This window comes from Streptomyces sp. NPDC005070, assembly GCF_053600395.1.
Map to the genome: position 1 here is coordinate 1 of NZ_JBSFZS010000066.1, position 13,216 is coordinate 13,216.

Sequence of the window (13,216 nt, forward strand, 5' to 3'; positions counted from 1 at the left end):
AAACGCCCGGTTACATTCCGAACCCGGAAGCTAAGCCTCACAGCGCCGATGGTACTGCAGGGGGGACCCTGTGGGAGAGTAGGACGCCGCCGAACTAAAATTGGAGGACCCTTGGTCCCAGCGACTCGCTGGGGCCAAGGGTCCTTTTTTGTTTTGCCGAAGCGCGCCGGGTACCTGGCTGCGCGAGAATGACTTGCGGTACCGAAGACAGGAGTCACCCATGTCCACCAACTCTCCCGACGAGCGACCGGAGCGCGACCAGCGCCGTCGTGACAGTGGTGACCGCGGTGACAACCGCGGTGGTCCGCGCCGAGACAACGACCGAGGTGGCTCCGGCCGGCGTGACGATCGCCGTGACGGCGACCGTGGCGGCGACCGTGGCGGGGACCGCGGCGGGGACCGTGGCGGCTTCCGCCGCGACGACAACCGTGGTGGCAGCGGTGGCGGTGGCCACCAGGGCCGGGACGACCGTCGTGAGGGCGATCGGGGCGGCCGGCCGCCGTTCCGTCGTGACGATCGGCCCAGCGGCCCGCGTCGCGACGACCGAGGTGCCGGCGGCGGCTTCCGCAGGGACGGGGACCGTCCCGCCTTCAACCGCGACGATCGGCCCAGCAGCCCCCGCCGTGACGACAACCGTGGCGGCGGCAGCAGTGGCGGTGGCGGTGGCGGTTTCCGTCGTGACGACCGTGGTGGCAGTGCCGGCGGCTTCCGTCGCGACGACAACCGTGGCGGCGGCAGCAGTGGCGGTGGTGACCGTGGCGGCTTCCGCCGTGACGACAACCGCGGTGGCGGCAGCAGTGGCGGTGGCGGTTTCCGTCGTGACGACCGTGGTGGCAGTGCCGGCGGTTTCCGTCGCGACGACAACCGTGGCGGCGGCAGCAGTGGCGGCTTCCGCCGTGACGACAACCGCGGTGGCGGCAGCAGTGGCGGTGGCAGTGGCGGTGGCGGTTTCCGTCGTGACGACCGTGGTGGCAGTGCCGGCGGTTTCCGCCGTGACGACAACCGCGGTGGCGGCAGCGGTGGCGGTGGCGGTTTCCGTCGTGACGACCGTGGTGGCAGTGCCGGCGGTTTCCGTCGCGACGACAACCGCGGTGGCGGCGGCAGCAGCAGTGGCGGCGGTTTCCGTCGCGACGACCGTGGTGACTTCCGTCGTGATGACCGGCGTGACGAGCGTCGGGGCGACGACCGCGGTGGCTTCCGCCGTGACCCGGACCGTCCGTCCTCCTTCCGTCGTGACGAGCGGCCCAGCGGCCCGCGTCGCGACGACGACCGTGGTGGCTTCCGCCGCGACGACAACCGTGGCGGTGGCGACTTCCGCCGCGACGATCGTGGCGACCGCCGTGAGGGCGATCGTGGTGGCTTCCGCCGGGACGACAACCGGGGTGGTGGCGACTTCCGCCGCGACGCGGACCGTCCGTCCTCCTTCCGTCGTGACGAGCGGCCCAGCGGCCCGCGTCGCGACGACGACCGTGGTGGCTTCCGCCGCGACGACAACCGTGGCGGTGGCGACTTCCGCCGCGACGATCGCAGGGACAGCGACCGTCCGCCGTTCCGCCGTGACGACCGTGGAGACTTCCGTCGTGACGAGCGGCCCAGCGGCCCGCGCCGTGACGACGACCGTGGTGGCTTCCGCCGCGACGACAGCCGGGGCGGCAGCGGCGGCGGCTTCCGTGGCCGTGACGACCGGGGACGCGACGACCGCCGTGGTGGACCGCGTCGCGACGACCGGGGCGGCAGCGGCGGTGGCTTCCGTGGCCGCGACGACCGCGGTGGCGACGACCGCCGCGGTGGCGGCCGTTACCGCGACGAGCGGGAGCGGGACCGCGAGCCGATCAAGCGTCTGCCGATCCCGGACGAGGTCACGGGGGAGGAGATCGACGCGGATGTGAGGCAGGAGCTCATGAGCCTGCCCAAGGGTCTCGCCGAGGATGTCTCCCGCAACCTGGTGATGGTCGCCCGGCTCATCGACGAGGACCCCGAGGCCGCCTACGCGTACTCGAGGATCGCCCTGCGGCTGGCCTCGCGTGTCGCCGCCGTGCGTGAGGCCGCCGGCTTCGCCGCGTACGCCAACCAGCAGTTCAGCGAGGCGCTCGCCGAGTTCCGTGCCGCGCGTCGGATGACCGGCAGCGTGGAGCTGTGGCCCGTGATGGCGGACTGCGAGCGCGGTCTCGGTCGGCCCGAGAAGGCGCTGGAGATGGCCGGGGCGCCCGAGGTGCAGAAGCTGGACAAGGCGAGCCAGGTCGAGATGCGTCTCGTGGCCGCCGGTGCCCGGCGTGACATGGATCAGCTCGACGCCGCCATCGTCACCCTGCAGAGCCCCGAGCTCGCCTCGAACTCCGTCCAGCCCTGGACCGCCCGACTGCGGTACGCCTACGCCGACGCACTCCTCGCCGCCGGACGCGAGGGCGAGGCACGCGAGTGGTTCGCCAAGACCGTCGAGTCCGACAAGGACGGCAGCACGGACGCCTCCGACCGGCTCGCCGCGATGGACGGCGTCGAGTTCGTCGACGCCCTCGACGAGGACGGCGAGGCCGGGACCGCGGACACCACCGGGACCGCGACGGAGACCCCCGTCGAGGACGAGCACCAGGACGCGGACGAGGCCGACGACGAGGACGACGAGGACGACGACGAGATCGAGTCCGTGACCACGAACGGGATCACGGACGACGTCGACGACCTCGACGAAGAAGACGACGAGGACGACGAGGACGAGGACGACGACGAGGACGACGCTCCTCAGCGTCCGCAGAGCTGACGCCGGACACCACGGCGCAAACACGTGGGCGGCGGGACACCGGAAGGTGACCCGCCGCCCACGTGGCGTTTCCGCGGTTGTTTCCCGGGACCGTGACCTCTCAGGGAGTGAGCGCCCGCAGGACGAGACCGGACGCCGGCTTCGGCCCGAAGGAGGTCGACTTGCGCGGCATCGTGACCCCCTGGCGCGCGAGCTCGCGTACCACTTCCTCATGGACCGGGTGCATCAGGACGGCCGTGCCCCCGTCGTGCTCCGCCTTCTCGACCGTGGCGGTCGTGTCGTGGATGTACGCGATGTGCGCGGGGGAGTCCTCCGGGATGCCCCACACATGGTCCAGGAGCGTGGCATGCAGGACCGTCGCGTCCAGCGCGCGCCAGGCTTCCGGGTGCTCGGCCGGGATCGTACGGGCGAGGAGGTCGGGCGACGGGCGGTCGACGAGGTGGAAGGCGCCGTCGCCGGCGAGGAGGAAGGCGTTCCCCTCGGCGGCCGCGGCGGCGAGGGACTCCAGCGCCTCGGGGAGGGGCACGTCGAGGCGGCGTACGCGGAACGAGTCCCCGAGGGCGGCCAGCGCGTCGGCGACCGGCAGGCGGTGCAGCAGGCGGTGGATGGCCCGGACGCGCAGCGGGTAGCGGGCGGTGTCCACGAGGAGGACCAGACCGTAGTCCCAGGGGCTCGGCGAAGGATGCTCCGCGCGTAGACGAAGGTACGTCGCCCAGCGGTGGTGTCCGTCGGCGATCAGGGCCTGGTGCCGGCCGAGGTCCGTGCGGATCTCCGTGAGCTCCGCCGGGTCCGTGACCGCCCACAGGCGATGGCTGATGCCGTCCTCCGTGGTGGTGGACAGCAGCGGCGGCAGGGCGGCGGTGCGCTCGATGACGGCGGCGGTGCCGTACCCGGAACCGTTGCCGCGATAGGTCAGCAGCAGGGGTTCGAGGTTGGCGGACGTGGCGCGCATCAGGGCCGCGCGGTCCGCGATGACGTGCGGCATCACGTCCTCGTGCGGGAGCACGACGCCGTCGGCCGGATCGGACAGCCGCAGATTGCCGATCACGCCGCGTTGCAGCAGGTCGCCGTCGCGCTGCTCGTACACGTACAGGCCCGGCTCGGGATCGGCGGCCAGGATGCCCTCCGACAGCCAGCGGTTCAGCGTGTCGGCCGCCTGGCGGTTGCGGGCGGCGGGGGTGCCGTCCTGCGGGAGGATGAGCCGGACGATGTTGTACGGGTCGGCCGATTCGAGTTCGAGCAGTCCGTCGGGCCGGACGATCACGTCGTACGGCGGGGACGTCACGGCGGCCAGGCTGCCGACCCGGTCGGGGTCGTAGCGCAGGCCTCGGAACGGGGTGAGTTCGAGGCCGCTCCCTGCCGGTGTTTCCTCCTCGGGACCTGCATAGTTCATTGGGGCATCGTAAGTGTGTCCGTGGCATGCGGGATGATCGGGGCAACGGGATCGAACGAGGAGCGATGCGCAATGAGCCAGACCGTCAGGACGCGGCCCGAGGGCAGTGAGCAGGCCCTGAGCGAGGCGTACGACACCGCGCTGCTGGACCTGGACGGTGTGGTGTACGCGGGCGGCGACGCCATCGCCCACGCCGTGGAATCGCTGGCGACGGCGCGGGCGGGCGGGATGCACCTCGCGTACGTCACCAACAATGCGCTGCGTACCCCGGACGCGGTCGCCGGGCACCTGACGGAGCTGGGCATCCCGACGGTGGAGGCGGACGTCATCACCTCGGCGCAGGCCGTGGCACGGCTCATCAGCGAGCAGGTGCCGGCGGGGTCGCGTGTGCTGGTCATCGGCGGCGAGGGGCTGCGGGTCGCGCTGCGCGAGCGCGGGCTGGAGCCGGTCGACTCGGCGGAGGACGAGCCCGTGGCGGTCGTGCAGGGGTACGGCGGTCCCGATCTGACCTGGTCCCGGTTCGCGGAGGCGTGTTACGCCATCGCGCGCGGGGTTCCCTGGTTCGCGTCCAACACGGATCTGACGATTCCGGGCGCGCGCGGGATCGCGCCCGGCAACGGCGCTGCGGTGGAGGTCGTCCGTATCGCCACGGGTGCCGATCCCCAGGTGGCGGGCAAGCCGTTGCCGCCGATGCACCGCGAGACGATTCTGCGGACCGGGGCCGAGCGGCCGCTGGTGGTCGGGGACCGGCTGGACACGGACATCGAGGGCGCGTTCAACGGAGAGGTGGACTCGCTGCTCGTCCTCACCGGTGTGACGGACGGGGCGCAGCTTCTCGCCGCGCCGCCGCGGCACCGTCCGACGTACGTCGACGCCGATCTGCGCGGCATGCTCACCGGGCAGCCCGAGGTCGTCGAGGCGGGTGACGGGTTCCGCTGCGGCGGCTGGACGGCGACGGCGGGCGGCGACGCCCTGGAGCTGACGGGCGAGGGCGAGGCCCTGGACGGGCTGCGGGCGCTGTGCGCGGCTGCGTGGACGTCCGCGGGCGAGGGCGTGTGCGAGCTGGACGGCGGGAAGGCGCTGGCCCGGCTGGGCCTGTAGGACCCGCGTGACCGGCTTGGCGTCCCGACCGGCCGGGATCTGTCCGATCCGGCAGATCCCGGGCAGTCGCCCTGGGCCGTCCGGGGAGGGCGTGGGGACCGGGGCGGCGGTCGCTCGTGCCGGATTGGGCCGGGACCGGGCTGACCTGGGCTTCGGCGCGGGATCAAGGGTGCGGGCGCATCGAAACGCAACGCGAGGGTAGGCTAACCTAACCTCGTGTTGGTCGACAGTCCTCCTGAACAGCGCGCGGAAACCGCCCCCGCGCCCCCAAGCCGCCGGGCGATACGGACTCTTGGACTCCTCGTATCCGTGGGTGTCCTGCTGCTGGTCGCGCTGGCGAGTATCGCGATCGGCGCGAAAGCCCTGCCGCCGGCCCAGGTGTGGCACGGCCTGTTCCACGACTCGGGGACGTACGCGGACGTCGTCGTCGGTGACCGGATCTCGCGCACCGTGCTCGGGCTGCTGGTCGGCGCCGCGCTCGGGCTGTCCGGTGCCGTACTCCAGGCGCTGACCCGCAATCCGCTGGCCGACCCCGGTCTGCTGGGGATCAACGCGGGCGCGTCCGCCGCCGTCGTCACCGCGATCACGTACTTCGGCGTCACCTCGCTGAGCGGCTACGTCTGGTTCGCCTTCTTCGGCGCGGCGGCCGTCGGAGCGCTGGTCTGGTTCCTGGGCGGCAGCCGGGGTGCGACCCCGGTGCGGCTCGCGCTCGCCGGAACCGCGATCAGCGCCGCGCTGTACGGCTATCTCCAGGCCGTGATGATCATGGACGACGCGGCGCTCGGCAAGATGCGCTTCTGGACCGTCGGTTCGCTCGCCTCGGCGACCGACTCGACGATCGAGCAGGTGGCACCCTTCCTCGGCGTCGGCGCGCTGGTCGCGCTGGCCCTCGCCCGGCCGCTGAACGCGATGGCCATGGGCGACGACACCGCCCGGGCGCTCGGCGCCAACCTGAACCGCACCCGCGCGCTGTCCATGGCCGCCGCGACCGTGCTGTGCGGCGCCGCGACCGCCGCCTGCGGACCGATCGTGTTCGTCGGGCTCATGGTTCCGCACGCCGTCCGCTCCTTCACCGGGCCCGACCTGCGCTGGATCCTGCCGTACGCCACCGTCCTGTCGCCCGTGCTGCTGCTCGGCGCCGATGTCCTGGGGCGGCTGGTCGCCCGGCCGGCGGAGCTTCAGGTCGGCATCGTCACCGCGGTGCTGGGCGGTCCGGTCTTCATCCTTCTCGTACGGCGACGGAGGACGGCGCAGCTGTGACGACCCCACGTGTCCGAAGCACCCGAACCGCCCGCGACCGGAGCGTCCCGGTACTCCCCGCGCGCCGTGTCCGGGCCGTCCGCACCGTCGGCGGCCTGTCCGTCCGGCTCGACATCCGCATGGTCACCGTGGTCGCCTCGCTGCTGGTGGCCGCGGCCGCGGCGAGCGTGGTGCTCGTCGGCACCGGCGACTTCCCGATCCCGGCCGACGACGTGCTCAAGACCCTGGCCGGCGACGGCAGCCCCGGCCAGGAGTTCATCGTCAACGAACTGCGACTGCCGCGCGTCCTCGTCGGGCTGCTGGTGGGGGCCTCGCTCGGGCTGGCCGGAGCGCTCTTCCAGTCGATCTCCCGCAACCCGCTGGGCAGCCCCGACGTGCTCGGGCTCGGACAGGGGGCCACGGCCGGCGCGCTCATCATGATCGTCCTGTTCTCGGGCAGCGCGACCGAGGTCGCCCTCGGAGCGCTCGTCGGGGGACTGCTGACGGGGCTGGCCATCTATCTGCTCGCGTGGAAGCGGGGCGTGCACGGCTATCGACTCGTCCTGGTCGGCATCGGTGTCTCCGCGGTCGTCACGGCGGTCAACGGCTATCTCCTCACCAAGGCCGACCTCGTCGACGCGGCCCGCGCCGTCGTCTGGATGACCGGCTCCCTCAACGGCCGGGACTGGGCCCAGGTGTGGCCGCTGCTCATCATGTGCGCGGTCCTCGTCCCCCTCGTCCTCGGCAACGCGCGCGGGCTGCGGATGATGGAGATGGGCGACGACGTGTCGTACGCCCTTGGAGTGAGCGTCGAGCGGACGCGGCTGCTGCTGATGGTGGCCGCCGTGCTGCTCACCGCGGGTGCCACCGCCGCCGCGGGCCCGGTCGGTTTCGTGGCGCTCACCGCGCCGCAGCTCGCCCGGCGGCTCACCCGGTCGCCCGGACCGAACCTGATGGCCTCGATGTGCATGGGCGCGACCCTGCTCATCGTCGCGGACTGGGCCTCGCAGCGCGCCTTCGGCGCCGACCAACTGCCCGTCGGCGTCGTGACCGGCGTCCTCGGCGGCCTCTACCTGCTGTGGCTGCTGGTCACCGAACGCAAGGCGGGCCGGATATGAGCGGCCCGGCGAAGGCCACCCCCGTGACCGCGGACGAGAACACCCCAAGGAGCACTGTGAACCGCCTGTCCGCCGCCGACGTCACCCTCGCCTACGACCAGCGTGTCATCGCGGAGAAACTGTCGGTGGAGATTCCCGACCGGTCCTTCACGGTGATCGTCGGCCCGAACGCCTGTGGCAAGTCCACCCTGCTGCGCGCCCTGTCGCGCATGCTGAAGCCCTCGGCCGGGCGGGTCCTGCTCGACGGACAGGCGATCCAGTCGATGCCCGCGAAAAAGGTGGCGCGCACCCTCGGGCTGCTGCCGCAGTCGTCGATCGCGCCGGACGGGATCACGGTCGGCGACCTCGTCGGCCGGGGCCGCTACCCCCACCAGGGCCTGCTGCGGCAGTGGTCCGCGGAGGACGAGCGGGTGGTGCAGGAGTCGATGGCCTCGACCGGGGTCGCCGAACTCGCCGATCGCTATGTCGACGAATTGTCCGGCGGCCAGCGTCAGCGTGTGTGGATCGCGATGGCGCTCGCACAGCAGACCCCGCTGCTCCTGCTGGACGAGCCGACGACCTACCTCGACATCCAGCACCAGATCGACGTCCTCGACCTGTGCGCCGAGCTGCACGAGACGCGGGGCCGCACCCTGGTCGCCGTCCTGCACGACCTCAACCACGCGGCCCGCTACGCCACCCACCTGATCGCGCTGCGCGACGGCCAGGTCGTCGCCGAGGGCGCCCCGAACGACATCGTCACGGCCGAACTGGTCGAGGAGGTCTTCGGGCTGCGCTGCCAGGTCATCGACGACCCGGAGACCGGGACGCCCCTCGTGGTGCCCGCCGCCCGCAAGGCCAGGGTCCGCGCCGCCGTGGCCGCTACAGAAGCGTCCTGAGCCGGAGCAGGTCGCGCAGGCCCGCCTCCAGCTTCACCCGGCCCGAGCCCCAGGCCTTGGCGAAGTTCAGCTTGCCGTTCACCATCGACACCAGGTCGTCGCCCTTCATCGTCAGGCGGATCTGGGCCCGCTCGGGGGGCGGGCCCTGGAGTGTGTCCAGCACCTCGATACGGCCGCCCCTGAGGCGGCCGACGAAGGTGATGTCCAGGTCGGTGATACGGCAGCTCAGCGAGCGGTCCAGGGCCGCCGCGGCCCGTACGTCCCCGTCGGCACCCGCCATGTTGTCCGAAAGCTTGTCGAGTGCGGTGCGGCACTCCTCAGTCGTCGCCATCGTGATCGACGGTACCGCAGCCCTTCGCGGTAGCGTCGGGGCATGAACGACTCAGTCCCCGAGGGCGAGCTCCCCGAGGCCGTCACCGCGCGGGAGCCCGGCCCGGCCGCCGAGGCCGGACCGGAACCCGCCTACGACCCCGCCGCACCGGCCCCGCTGAACGTGCCGCGCGTCCCGACGGGCCACGCCGACGTCGACGCCCGGCTCGACCGGCTGGCCGACGCCGACCACCTCGCCACGGACGGACACCTCGAGGTGTACGAGGATGTGCACCGGGGGCTGCGCGACGAGCTCACCGCGCTCGACGTCCGCCCGGGCGCTCCGGCTCCCGGCGGCCGCCCGGCCGCCGCCCCGCAATGAGATCCTTCGGGACACCCGGAGAACGTTCCGGATACCCGAGGAACCTTCGGGACATCCGGAGAATCTTCCGGGCACCCTGTCCATCGCCGTACGACCGCAGGAGCTGAACCGAACGTGGCAGGAGTGGCACGCCGCCGCCTCGACGCCGAGCTCGTCCGCAGGAAGCTCGCCCGCTCGCGCGAGCACGCCGGACAGCTCATCGCCGCGGGCCGGGTCAGCGTGGGCAAGACCCTCGCGACCAAGCCCGCCACGCAGGTCGAGACCGCCGCGGCGATCGTGGTCAGCAAGGACGACAGCGACCCCGACTACGTCTCGCGCGGTGGACACAAGCTCGCCGGCGCGCTCGCCGTCTTCGGGCCGCAGGGACTGAAGGTCGAGGGACGGCGGGCGCTGGACGCCGGCGCGTCCACCGGAGGCTTCACCGACGTACTGCTGCGCGCGGGCGCCGCCCATGTCGTCGCCGTGGACGTCGGTTACGGCCAACTTGCGTGGTCTCTCCAGAGCGATGAACGCGTCACCGTCAAGGACCGTACGAACGTACGCGAGTTGACGTTGGAGGCGATCGATGGGGAGCCCGTGGACCTTGTTGTCGGGGATCTGTCCTTCATCCCGCTCGGACTGGTGCTGCCCGCCCTCGCGCGGTGCACGGCGCCGGATGCCGACCTGGTGATGATGGTCAAGCCGCAGTTCGAGGTGGGGAAGGACCGGCTGGGCAGCGGCGGTGTCGTGCGCAGCCCGGAGCTGCGCGCCGAGACCGTGCGCGGCGTGGCGGGGCGAGCCCGTGAGCTGGGGCTCGGAGTGAAGGGCGTGACAGCGAGCCCGTTGCCCGGACCGTCGGGCAACGTCGAGTACTTTCTGTGGCTGCGGGCCGGGGCACCCGACCTCGACCCGGCCGACGTTGACCGTGCAGTGGCGGAGGGGCCGCGTTGACACAGACCCGAGCTCGTACTGTTTTCCTGCTGGCCCACACCGGGCGGCCGGCAGCCATCCGAAGCGCCGAGCTGGTCGTCCAGGGGCTGCTGCGCTCCGGGATCGGCGTGCGGGTCCTCGCGGCCGAGGCGGCCGATCTGCCGCTGCCCCACGAGGTGGAGCTGGTCCAGGAGGCCACTCCGCAGTGCCTCGACGGCTGCGAGCTGCTCATCGTTCTGGGCGGTGACGGAACGCTGCTGCGCGGCGCCGAGTTCGCCCGCGCCTCCGGGGTGCCGATGCTCGGCGTGAACCTCGGGCGCGTCGGCTTCCTCGCCGAGGCCGAGCGCGACGATCTGGACAAGGTCGTCGACCGGGTCGTCACCAAGGCCTACGAGGTCGAGGAACGCATGACGGTCGACGTCGTCGTGCACCGCAACGGCGACATCGTGCACACCGACTGGGCGCTGAACGAGGCGGCCGTGCAGAAGGTGTCCGCCGAGAAGCTCCTCGAAGTGGTGCTGGAGATCGACGGGCGGCCCGTCACCGGGTTCGGCTGCGACGGGATCGTCTGCGCGACCCCGACCGGGTCGACGGCGTACGCCTTCTCGGCGGGCGGCCCCGTGGTCTGGCCCGAGGTCGAGGCGCTGCTGATGGTGCCGATCAGCGCGCACGCCCTGTTCGCCAAGCCGCTGGTGACCTCGCCGGACTCCGTGCTCGCCGTGGAGGTGCTGCCGCACGTCCCGCCGGGTGTGCTGTGGTGCGACGGGCGGCGGACCGTGGAGCTGCCGCCGGGCGCGCGGGTCGAGGTGCGCCGCGGGGCCGTGCCCGTGCGGCTGGCCCGGCTGCATCATGCCTCCTTCACCGACCGGCTCGTCGCCAAGTTCGCGCTGCCGGTCTCCGGATGGCGCGGGGCACCGCACTAGGACAGGTCCCGGGGACACGCCCGGCACCCGGGTTTCCCCCGGGTGCCGGGCCGCCTCCGCACGGTCCGTCGGCGAACGAGATCACCCCCGTCAGGTAACGCTCGGTTCTCTTTGCGGGGGGCGGCGTCGCACGGTGCCGGGAAAACCTCGTATGGTCGGGGGCGTGTTGGAGGAGATGCGGATACGGTCGCTCGGAGTCATCGACGACGCGGTCGTCGAGCTGTCACCCGGCTTCACCGCCGTGACCGGTGAGACCGGTGCGGGCAAGACGATGGTGGTCACCAGCCTCGGGCTGCTGCTGGGAGGGCGGGCCGACCCGGCCCTCGTGCGGATCGGCGCCAAGAGCGCGGTCGTGGAGGGGCGGATCAGCGTACCCGCGGGCGGGACGGCCGTCGTACGGGCCGAGGAGGCGGGCGCCGAGCTGGACGACGGTGTGCTGCTGATCAGCCGTACCGTTTCGGCCGAGGGGCGTTCACGCGCGCATCTCGGCGGGCGCTCGGTGCCGGTGGGCGTGCTCGCCGAGCTCGCCGACGAACTCGTCGCGGTGCACGGCCAGACCGACCAGCAGGGGCTGCTCAAGCAGTCCCGGCAGCGGCAGGCCCTCGACCGGTACGCGGGTGACGCGGTCGCCGTACCGCTCGCCAAGTACGTGGGCGCCTACCGCCGGCTGCGGGCCGTCTCGGTCGAGCTGGACGAGATCACGACGCGCGCCCGGGAGCGGGCCCAGGAAGCCGACCTGCTGCGCTTCGGACTCGACGAGATCGCGGCCGTCGAGCCGCGCGCGGGCGAGGACGCGGAGCTGGCGGCGGAGGCCGAGCGGCTCGGTCACGCGGAGGCGCTGGCATCCGCCGCGACCGCCGCGCACGCCGCGCTGGCGGGCAACCCCGAGGACCCCGAGGGCATCGACGCGGCCACGCTCGTCGCGGGCGCCCACCGGGCACTGGAGGCCGTACGGTCGCACGACTCGGCCCTCGCCACGCTGTCCGGGCGGATCGGCGAGATCGCCATCCTGCTGGGCGACGTCGCGGGCGAACTCGCGGGCTACGCCGACGACCTGGACGCCGACCCGCTGCGGCTGGCGGCCGTCGAGGAGCGCAGGGCCGCGCTCACCCAGCTCACCCGCAAGTACGGCCAGGACATCGACGCCGTGATCGCCTGGGCCGAGCGGAGCGCCGAACGGCTCACCGAACTCGACGGCGACGACGACCGGATCGGCGAGCTGACCGCCGAGCGGGACGCGCTGCGCGGCGAACTGGGCGGCCTCGCCCAGGCCCTGACGGACGCCCGTACGGAGGCCGCCGAGCGGTTCGCCGCCGCCGTCACCGCCGAGCTGGCCTCGCTCGCCATGCCGCACGCGCGCGTGTCCTTCGAGATCCGGCAGACCGACGACCCGGAGGGCGTGGAGGTCGGCGGACGTCCGGTGGCCTACGGCCCGGCCGGCGTCGACGAGGTGGAACTGCTGCTCGCCCCGCATCCCGGGGCGCCGCCGCGGCCCATCGCCAAGGGCGCGTCCGGCGGTGAGCTCTCGCGTGTGATGCTCGCGGTCGAGGTCGTGTTCGCCGGGACCGACCCCGTGCCGACGTATCTCTTCGACGAGGTCGACGCGGGCGTCGGCGGCAAGGCCGCGGTCGAGATCGGGCGCCGGCTGGCGAAGCTCGCCAAGAGCGCGCAGGTCGTCGTCGTGACGCACCTGCCGCAGGTGGCCGCCTTCGCCGACCGGCAGCTCCTGGTCGAGAAGACCAACGACGGCTCGGTGACGCGGTCCGGTGTGAAGGTGCTGGAGGGCGAGGAGCGCATCCGCGAACTGTCCCGGATGCTCGCCGGGCAGGAGGACTCCGAGACGGCCCGGGCCCACGCGGAGGAGCTGCTGGCGGCGGCTCGCGCGGACGCCTAGCGGCAGACCCGCCCCTCTCTCGCCGGGGGGCGGTCCTGCCTCCCGGCCGGGTGGAGTCGCCCGGGCTCCGTGGCCGTCTCGCCTGCTCTCTTCGCCCCCTCCGCCCCTACCCTTCCCGTACCTGGGGCTCCGCCCCAGACCCCGCTCCTCAAACGCCGGAGGGGCTGAAATTTGCCCCGCACCCGAAGGCGGGCCAGAGGGGCTGAAACTCTCCGCACCCGAAAGGTGTGCCGGGGAGTGCGGGCTCTCGGGTGCGCCTCTCGGTGCGCGGGTGCACCTTGCCGGTGGTGCGGCGCGCGCGGGCGTCTTCGG

12 protein-coding genes, 1 rRNA gene and 1 pseudogene are annotated in these 13,216 nt (G+C 72.8%); 11 read left to right on the forward strand and 3 right to left on the reverse strand.

From position 1 onward, the window contains the following. A 5S ribosomal RNA gene (gene rrf / locus ACWEBX_RS22335) occupies nt 1–95 on the forward strand; the annotation flags it as partial. 119 nt (nt 96–214) lie between these two features. Here rrf and ACWEBX_RS22340 read toward each other — a convergent pair. Then, nucleotides 215–454, reverse strand: coding sequence for a hypothetical protein (locus tag ACWEBX_RS22340; RefSeq protein ID WP_451886622.1), 240 nt, complete (start codon nt 452–454; stop codon nt 215–217). A gap of 297 nt (nt 455–751) precedes the next feature. Between ACWEBX_RS22340 and ACWEBX_RS22345 the strand changes: the two are divergent. Beyond that, nucleotides 752–1,309, forward strand: a pseudogene (locus tag ACWEBX_RS22345) (DEAD/DEAH box helicase); the annotation flags it as partial. 591 nt (nt 1,310–1,900) lie between these two features. After that, the gene (locus ACWEBX_RS22350; protein WP_451886618.1) at nt 1,901–2,758 is read left to right on the forward strand and encodes a hypothetical protein; all 858 of its coding nucleotides are present in this window, start codon (nt 1,901–1,903) and stop codon (nt 2,756–2,758) included. A 100-nt stretch (nt 2,759–2,858) separates the two neighbouring features. Here the strand turns inward: ACWEBX_RS22350 and ACWEBX_RS22355 are convergent, their stop codons facing one another. After that, entirely contained in the window at nt 2,859–4,151 is a 1,293-nt protein-coding gene (locus ACWEBX_RS22355) for a DUF1015 domain-containing protein (RefSeq protein ID WP_451886587.1), read from the reverse strand. A 72-nt stretch (nt 4,152–4,223) separates the two neighbouring features. On the opposite strand from ACWEBX_RS22355, the gene ACWEBX_RS22360 reads away from it, so the two are divergent. The 4 genes from ACWEBX_RS22360 (at nt 4,224) to ACWEBX_RS22375 (ending at nt 8,487) form a co-directional block, all read left to right on the forward strand. Further along, on the forward strand, nt 4,224–5,252 hold the full coding sequence (locus ACWEBX_RS22360; RefSeq protein WP_451886588.1) for an HAD hydrolase-like protein: 1,029 nt from the start codon (nt 4,224–4,226) through the stop codon (nt 5,250–5,252). Between the two features lie 216 nt (nt 5,253–5,468). Then, complete coding sequence (locus ACWEBX_RS22365) at nt 5,469–6,512, forward strand: FecCD family ABC transporter permease (RefSeq protein ID WP_451886589.1); 1,044 nt, start codon at nt 5,469–5,471, stop codon at nt 6,510–6,512. Between the two features lie 95 nt (nt 6,513–6,607). Next, nucleotides 6,608–7,609, forward strand: a complete 1,002-nt coding sequence (locus ACWEBX_RS22370; protein ID WP_451886619.1) for a FecCD family ABC transporter permease — start codon at nt 6,608–6,610, stop codon at nt 7,607–7,609. Continuing rightward, nucleotides 7,606–8,487: an ABC transporter ATP-binding protein gene (locus ACWEBX_RS22375; RefSeq protein WP_451886590.1), complete on the forward strand. Its 882-nt coding sequence runs from the start codon at nt 7,606–7,608 to the stop codon at nt 8,485–8,487. The genes ACWEBX_RS22370 and ACWEBX_RS22375 overlap by 4 nt, the downstream gene beginning before the upstream one ends. Here ACWEBX_RS22375 and ACWEBX_RS22380 read toward each other — a convergent pair. Further along, nucleotides 8,471–8,818, reverse strand: a complete 348-nt coding sequence (locus tag ACWEBX_RS22380) for an SCP2 sterol-binding domain-containing protein (protein ID WP_451886591.1) — start codon at nt 8,816–8,818, stop codon at nt 8,471–8,473. The genes ACWEBX_RS22375 and ACWEBX_RS22380 overlap by 17 nt on opposite strands. Nucleotides 8,819–8,860: 42 nt before the next feature. Here ACWEBX_RS22380 and ACWEBX_RS22385 point away from each other — a divergent pair, with 42 nt between their 5' ends. The 4 genes from ACWEBX_RS22385 to recN all read left to right on the forward strand — a co-directional run bounded on the left by ACWEBX_RS22385 (nt 8,861) and on the right by recN (nt 12,904). Then, nucleotides 8,861–9,178, forward strand: coding sequence for a hypothetical protein (locus ACWEBX_RS22385; RefSeq protein ID WP_451886592.1), 318 nt, complete (start codon nt 8,861–8,863; stop codon nt 9,176–9,178). Nucleotides 9,179–9,292: 114 nt separating this feature from the next. Continuing rightward, on the forward strand, nt 9,293–10,108 hold the full coding sequence (locus ACWEBX_RS22390; RefSeq protein ID WP_451407777.1) for a TlyA family RNA methyltransferase: 816 nt from the start codon (nt 9,293–9,295) through the stop codon (nt 10,106–10,108). Continuing rightward, nucleotides 10,105–11,010, forward strand: coding sequence for an NAD kinase (locus tag ACWEBX_RS22395; RefSeq protein WP_355772652.1), 906 nt, complete (start codon nt 10,105–10,107; stop codon nt 11,008–11,010). The genes ACWEBX_RS22390 and ACWEBX_RS22395 overlap by 4 nt, the downstream gene beginning before the upstream one ends. Nucleotides 11,011–11,161: 151 nt before the next feature. Next, nucleotides 11,162–12,904, forward strand: a complete 1,743-nt coding sequence (gene recN / locus ACWEBX_RS22400; RefSeq protein WP_451886593.1) for a DNA repair protein RecN — start codon at nt 11,162–11,164, stop codon at nt 12,902–12,904. Nucleotides 12,905–13,216 lie beyond the last annotated feature (312 nt).

What these genes read in the sequence shown, in the direction of transcription:
- ACWEBX_RS22380 (WP_451886591.1), bottom strand. Translation starts at nt 8,818, where the DNA reads ATGGCGACGACTGAGGAGTGCCGCACCGCACTCGACAAGCTTTCGGAC.
- ACWEBX_RS22355 (WP_451886587.1), bottom strand. Translation starts at nt 4,151, where the DNA reads ATGAACTATGCAGGTCCCGAGGAGGAAACACCGGCAGGGAGCGGCCTC.
- ACWEBX_RS22350 (WP_451886618.1), top strand. Translation starts at nt 1,901, where the DNA reads ATGAGCCTGCCCAAGGGTCTCGCCGAGGATGTCTCCCGCAACCTGGTG.
- ACWEBX_RS22360 (WP_451886588.1), top strand. Translation starts at nt 4,224, where the DNA reads ATGAGCCAGACCGTCAGGACGCGGCCCGAGGGCAGTGAGCAGGCCCTG.
- ACWEBX_RS22375 (WP_451886590.1), top strand. Translation starts at nt 7,606, where the DNA reads ATGAGCGGCCCGGCGAAGGCCACCCCCGTGACCGCGGACGAGAACACC.
- recN (WP_451886593.1), top strand. Translation starts at nt 11,162, where the DNA reads ATGGTCGGGGGCGTGTTGGAGGAGATGCGGATACGGTCGCTCGGAGTC.
- ACWEBX_RS22385 (WP_451886592.1), top strand. Translation starts at nt 8,861, where the DNA reads ATGAACGACTCAGTCCCCGAGGGCGAGCTCCCCGAGGCCGTCACCGCG.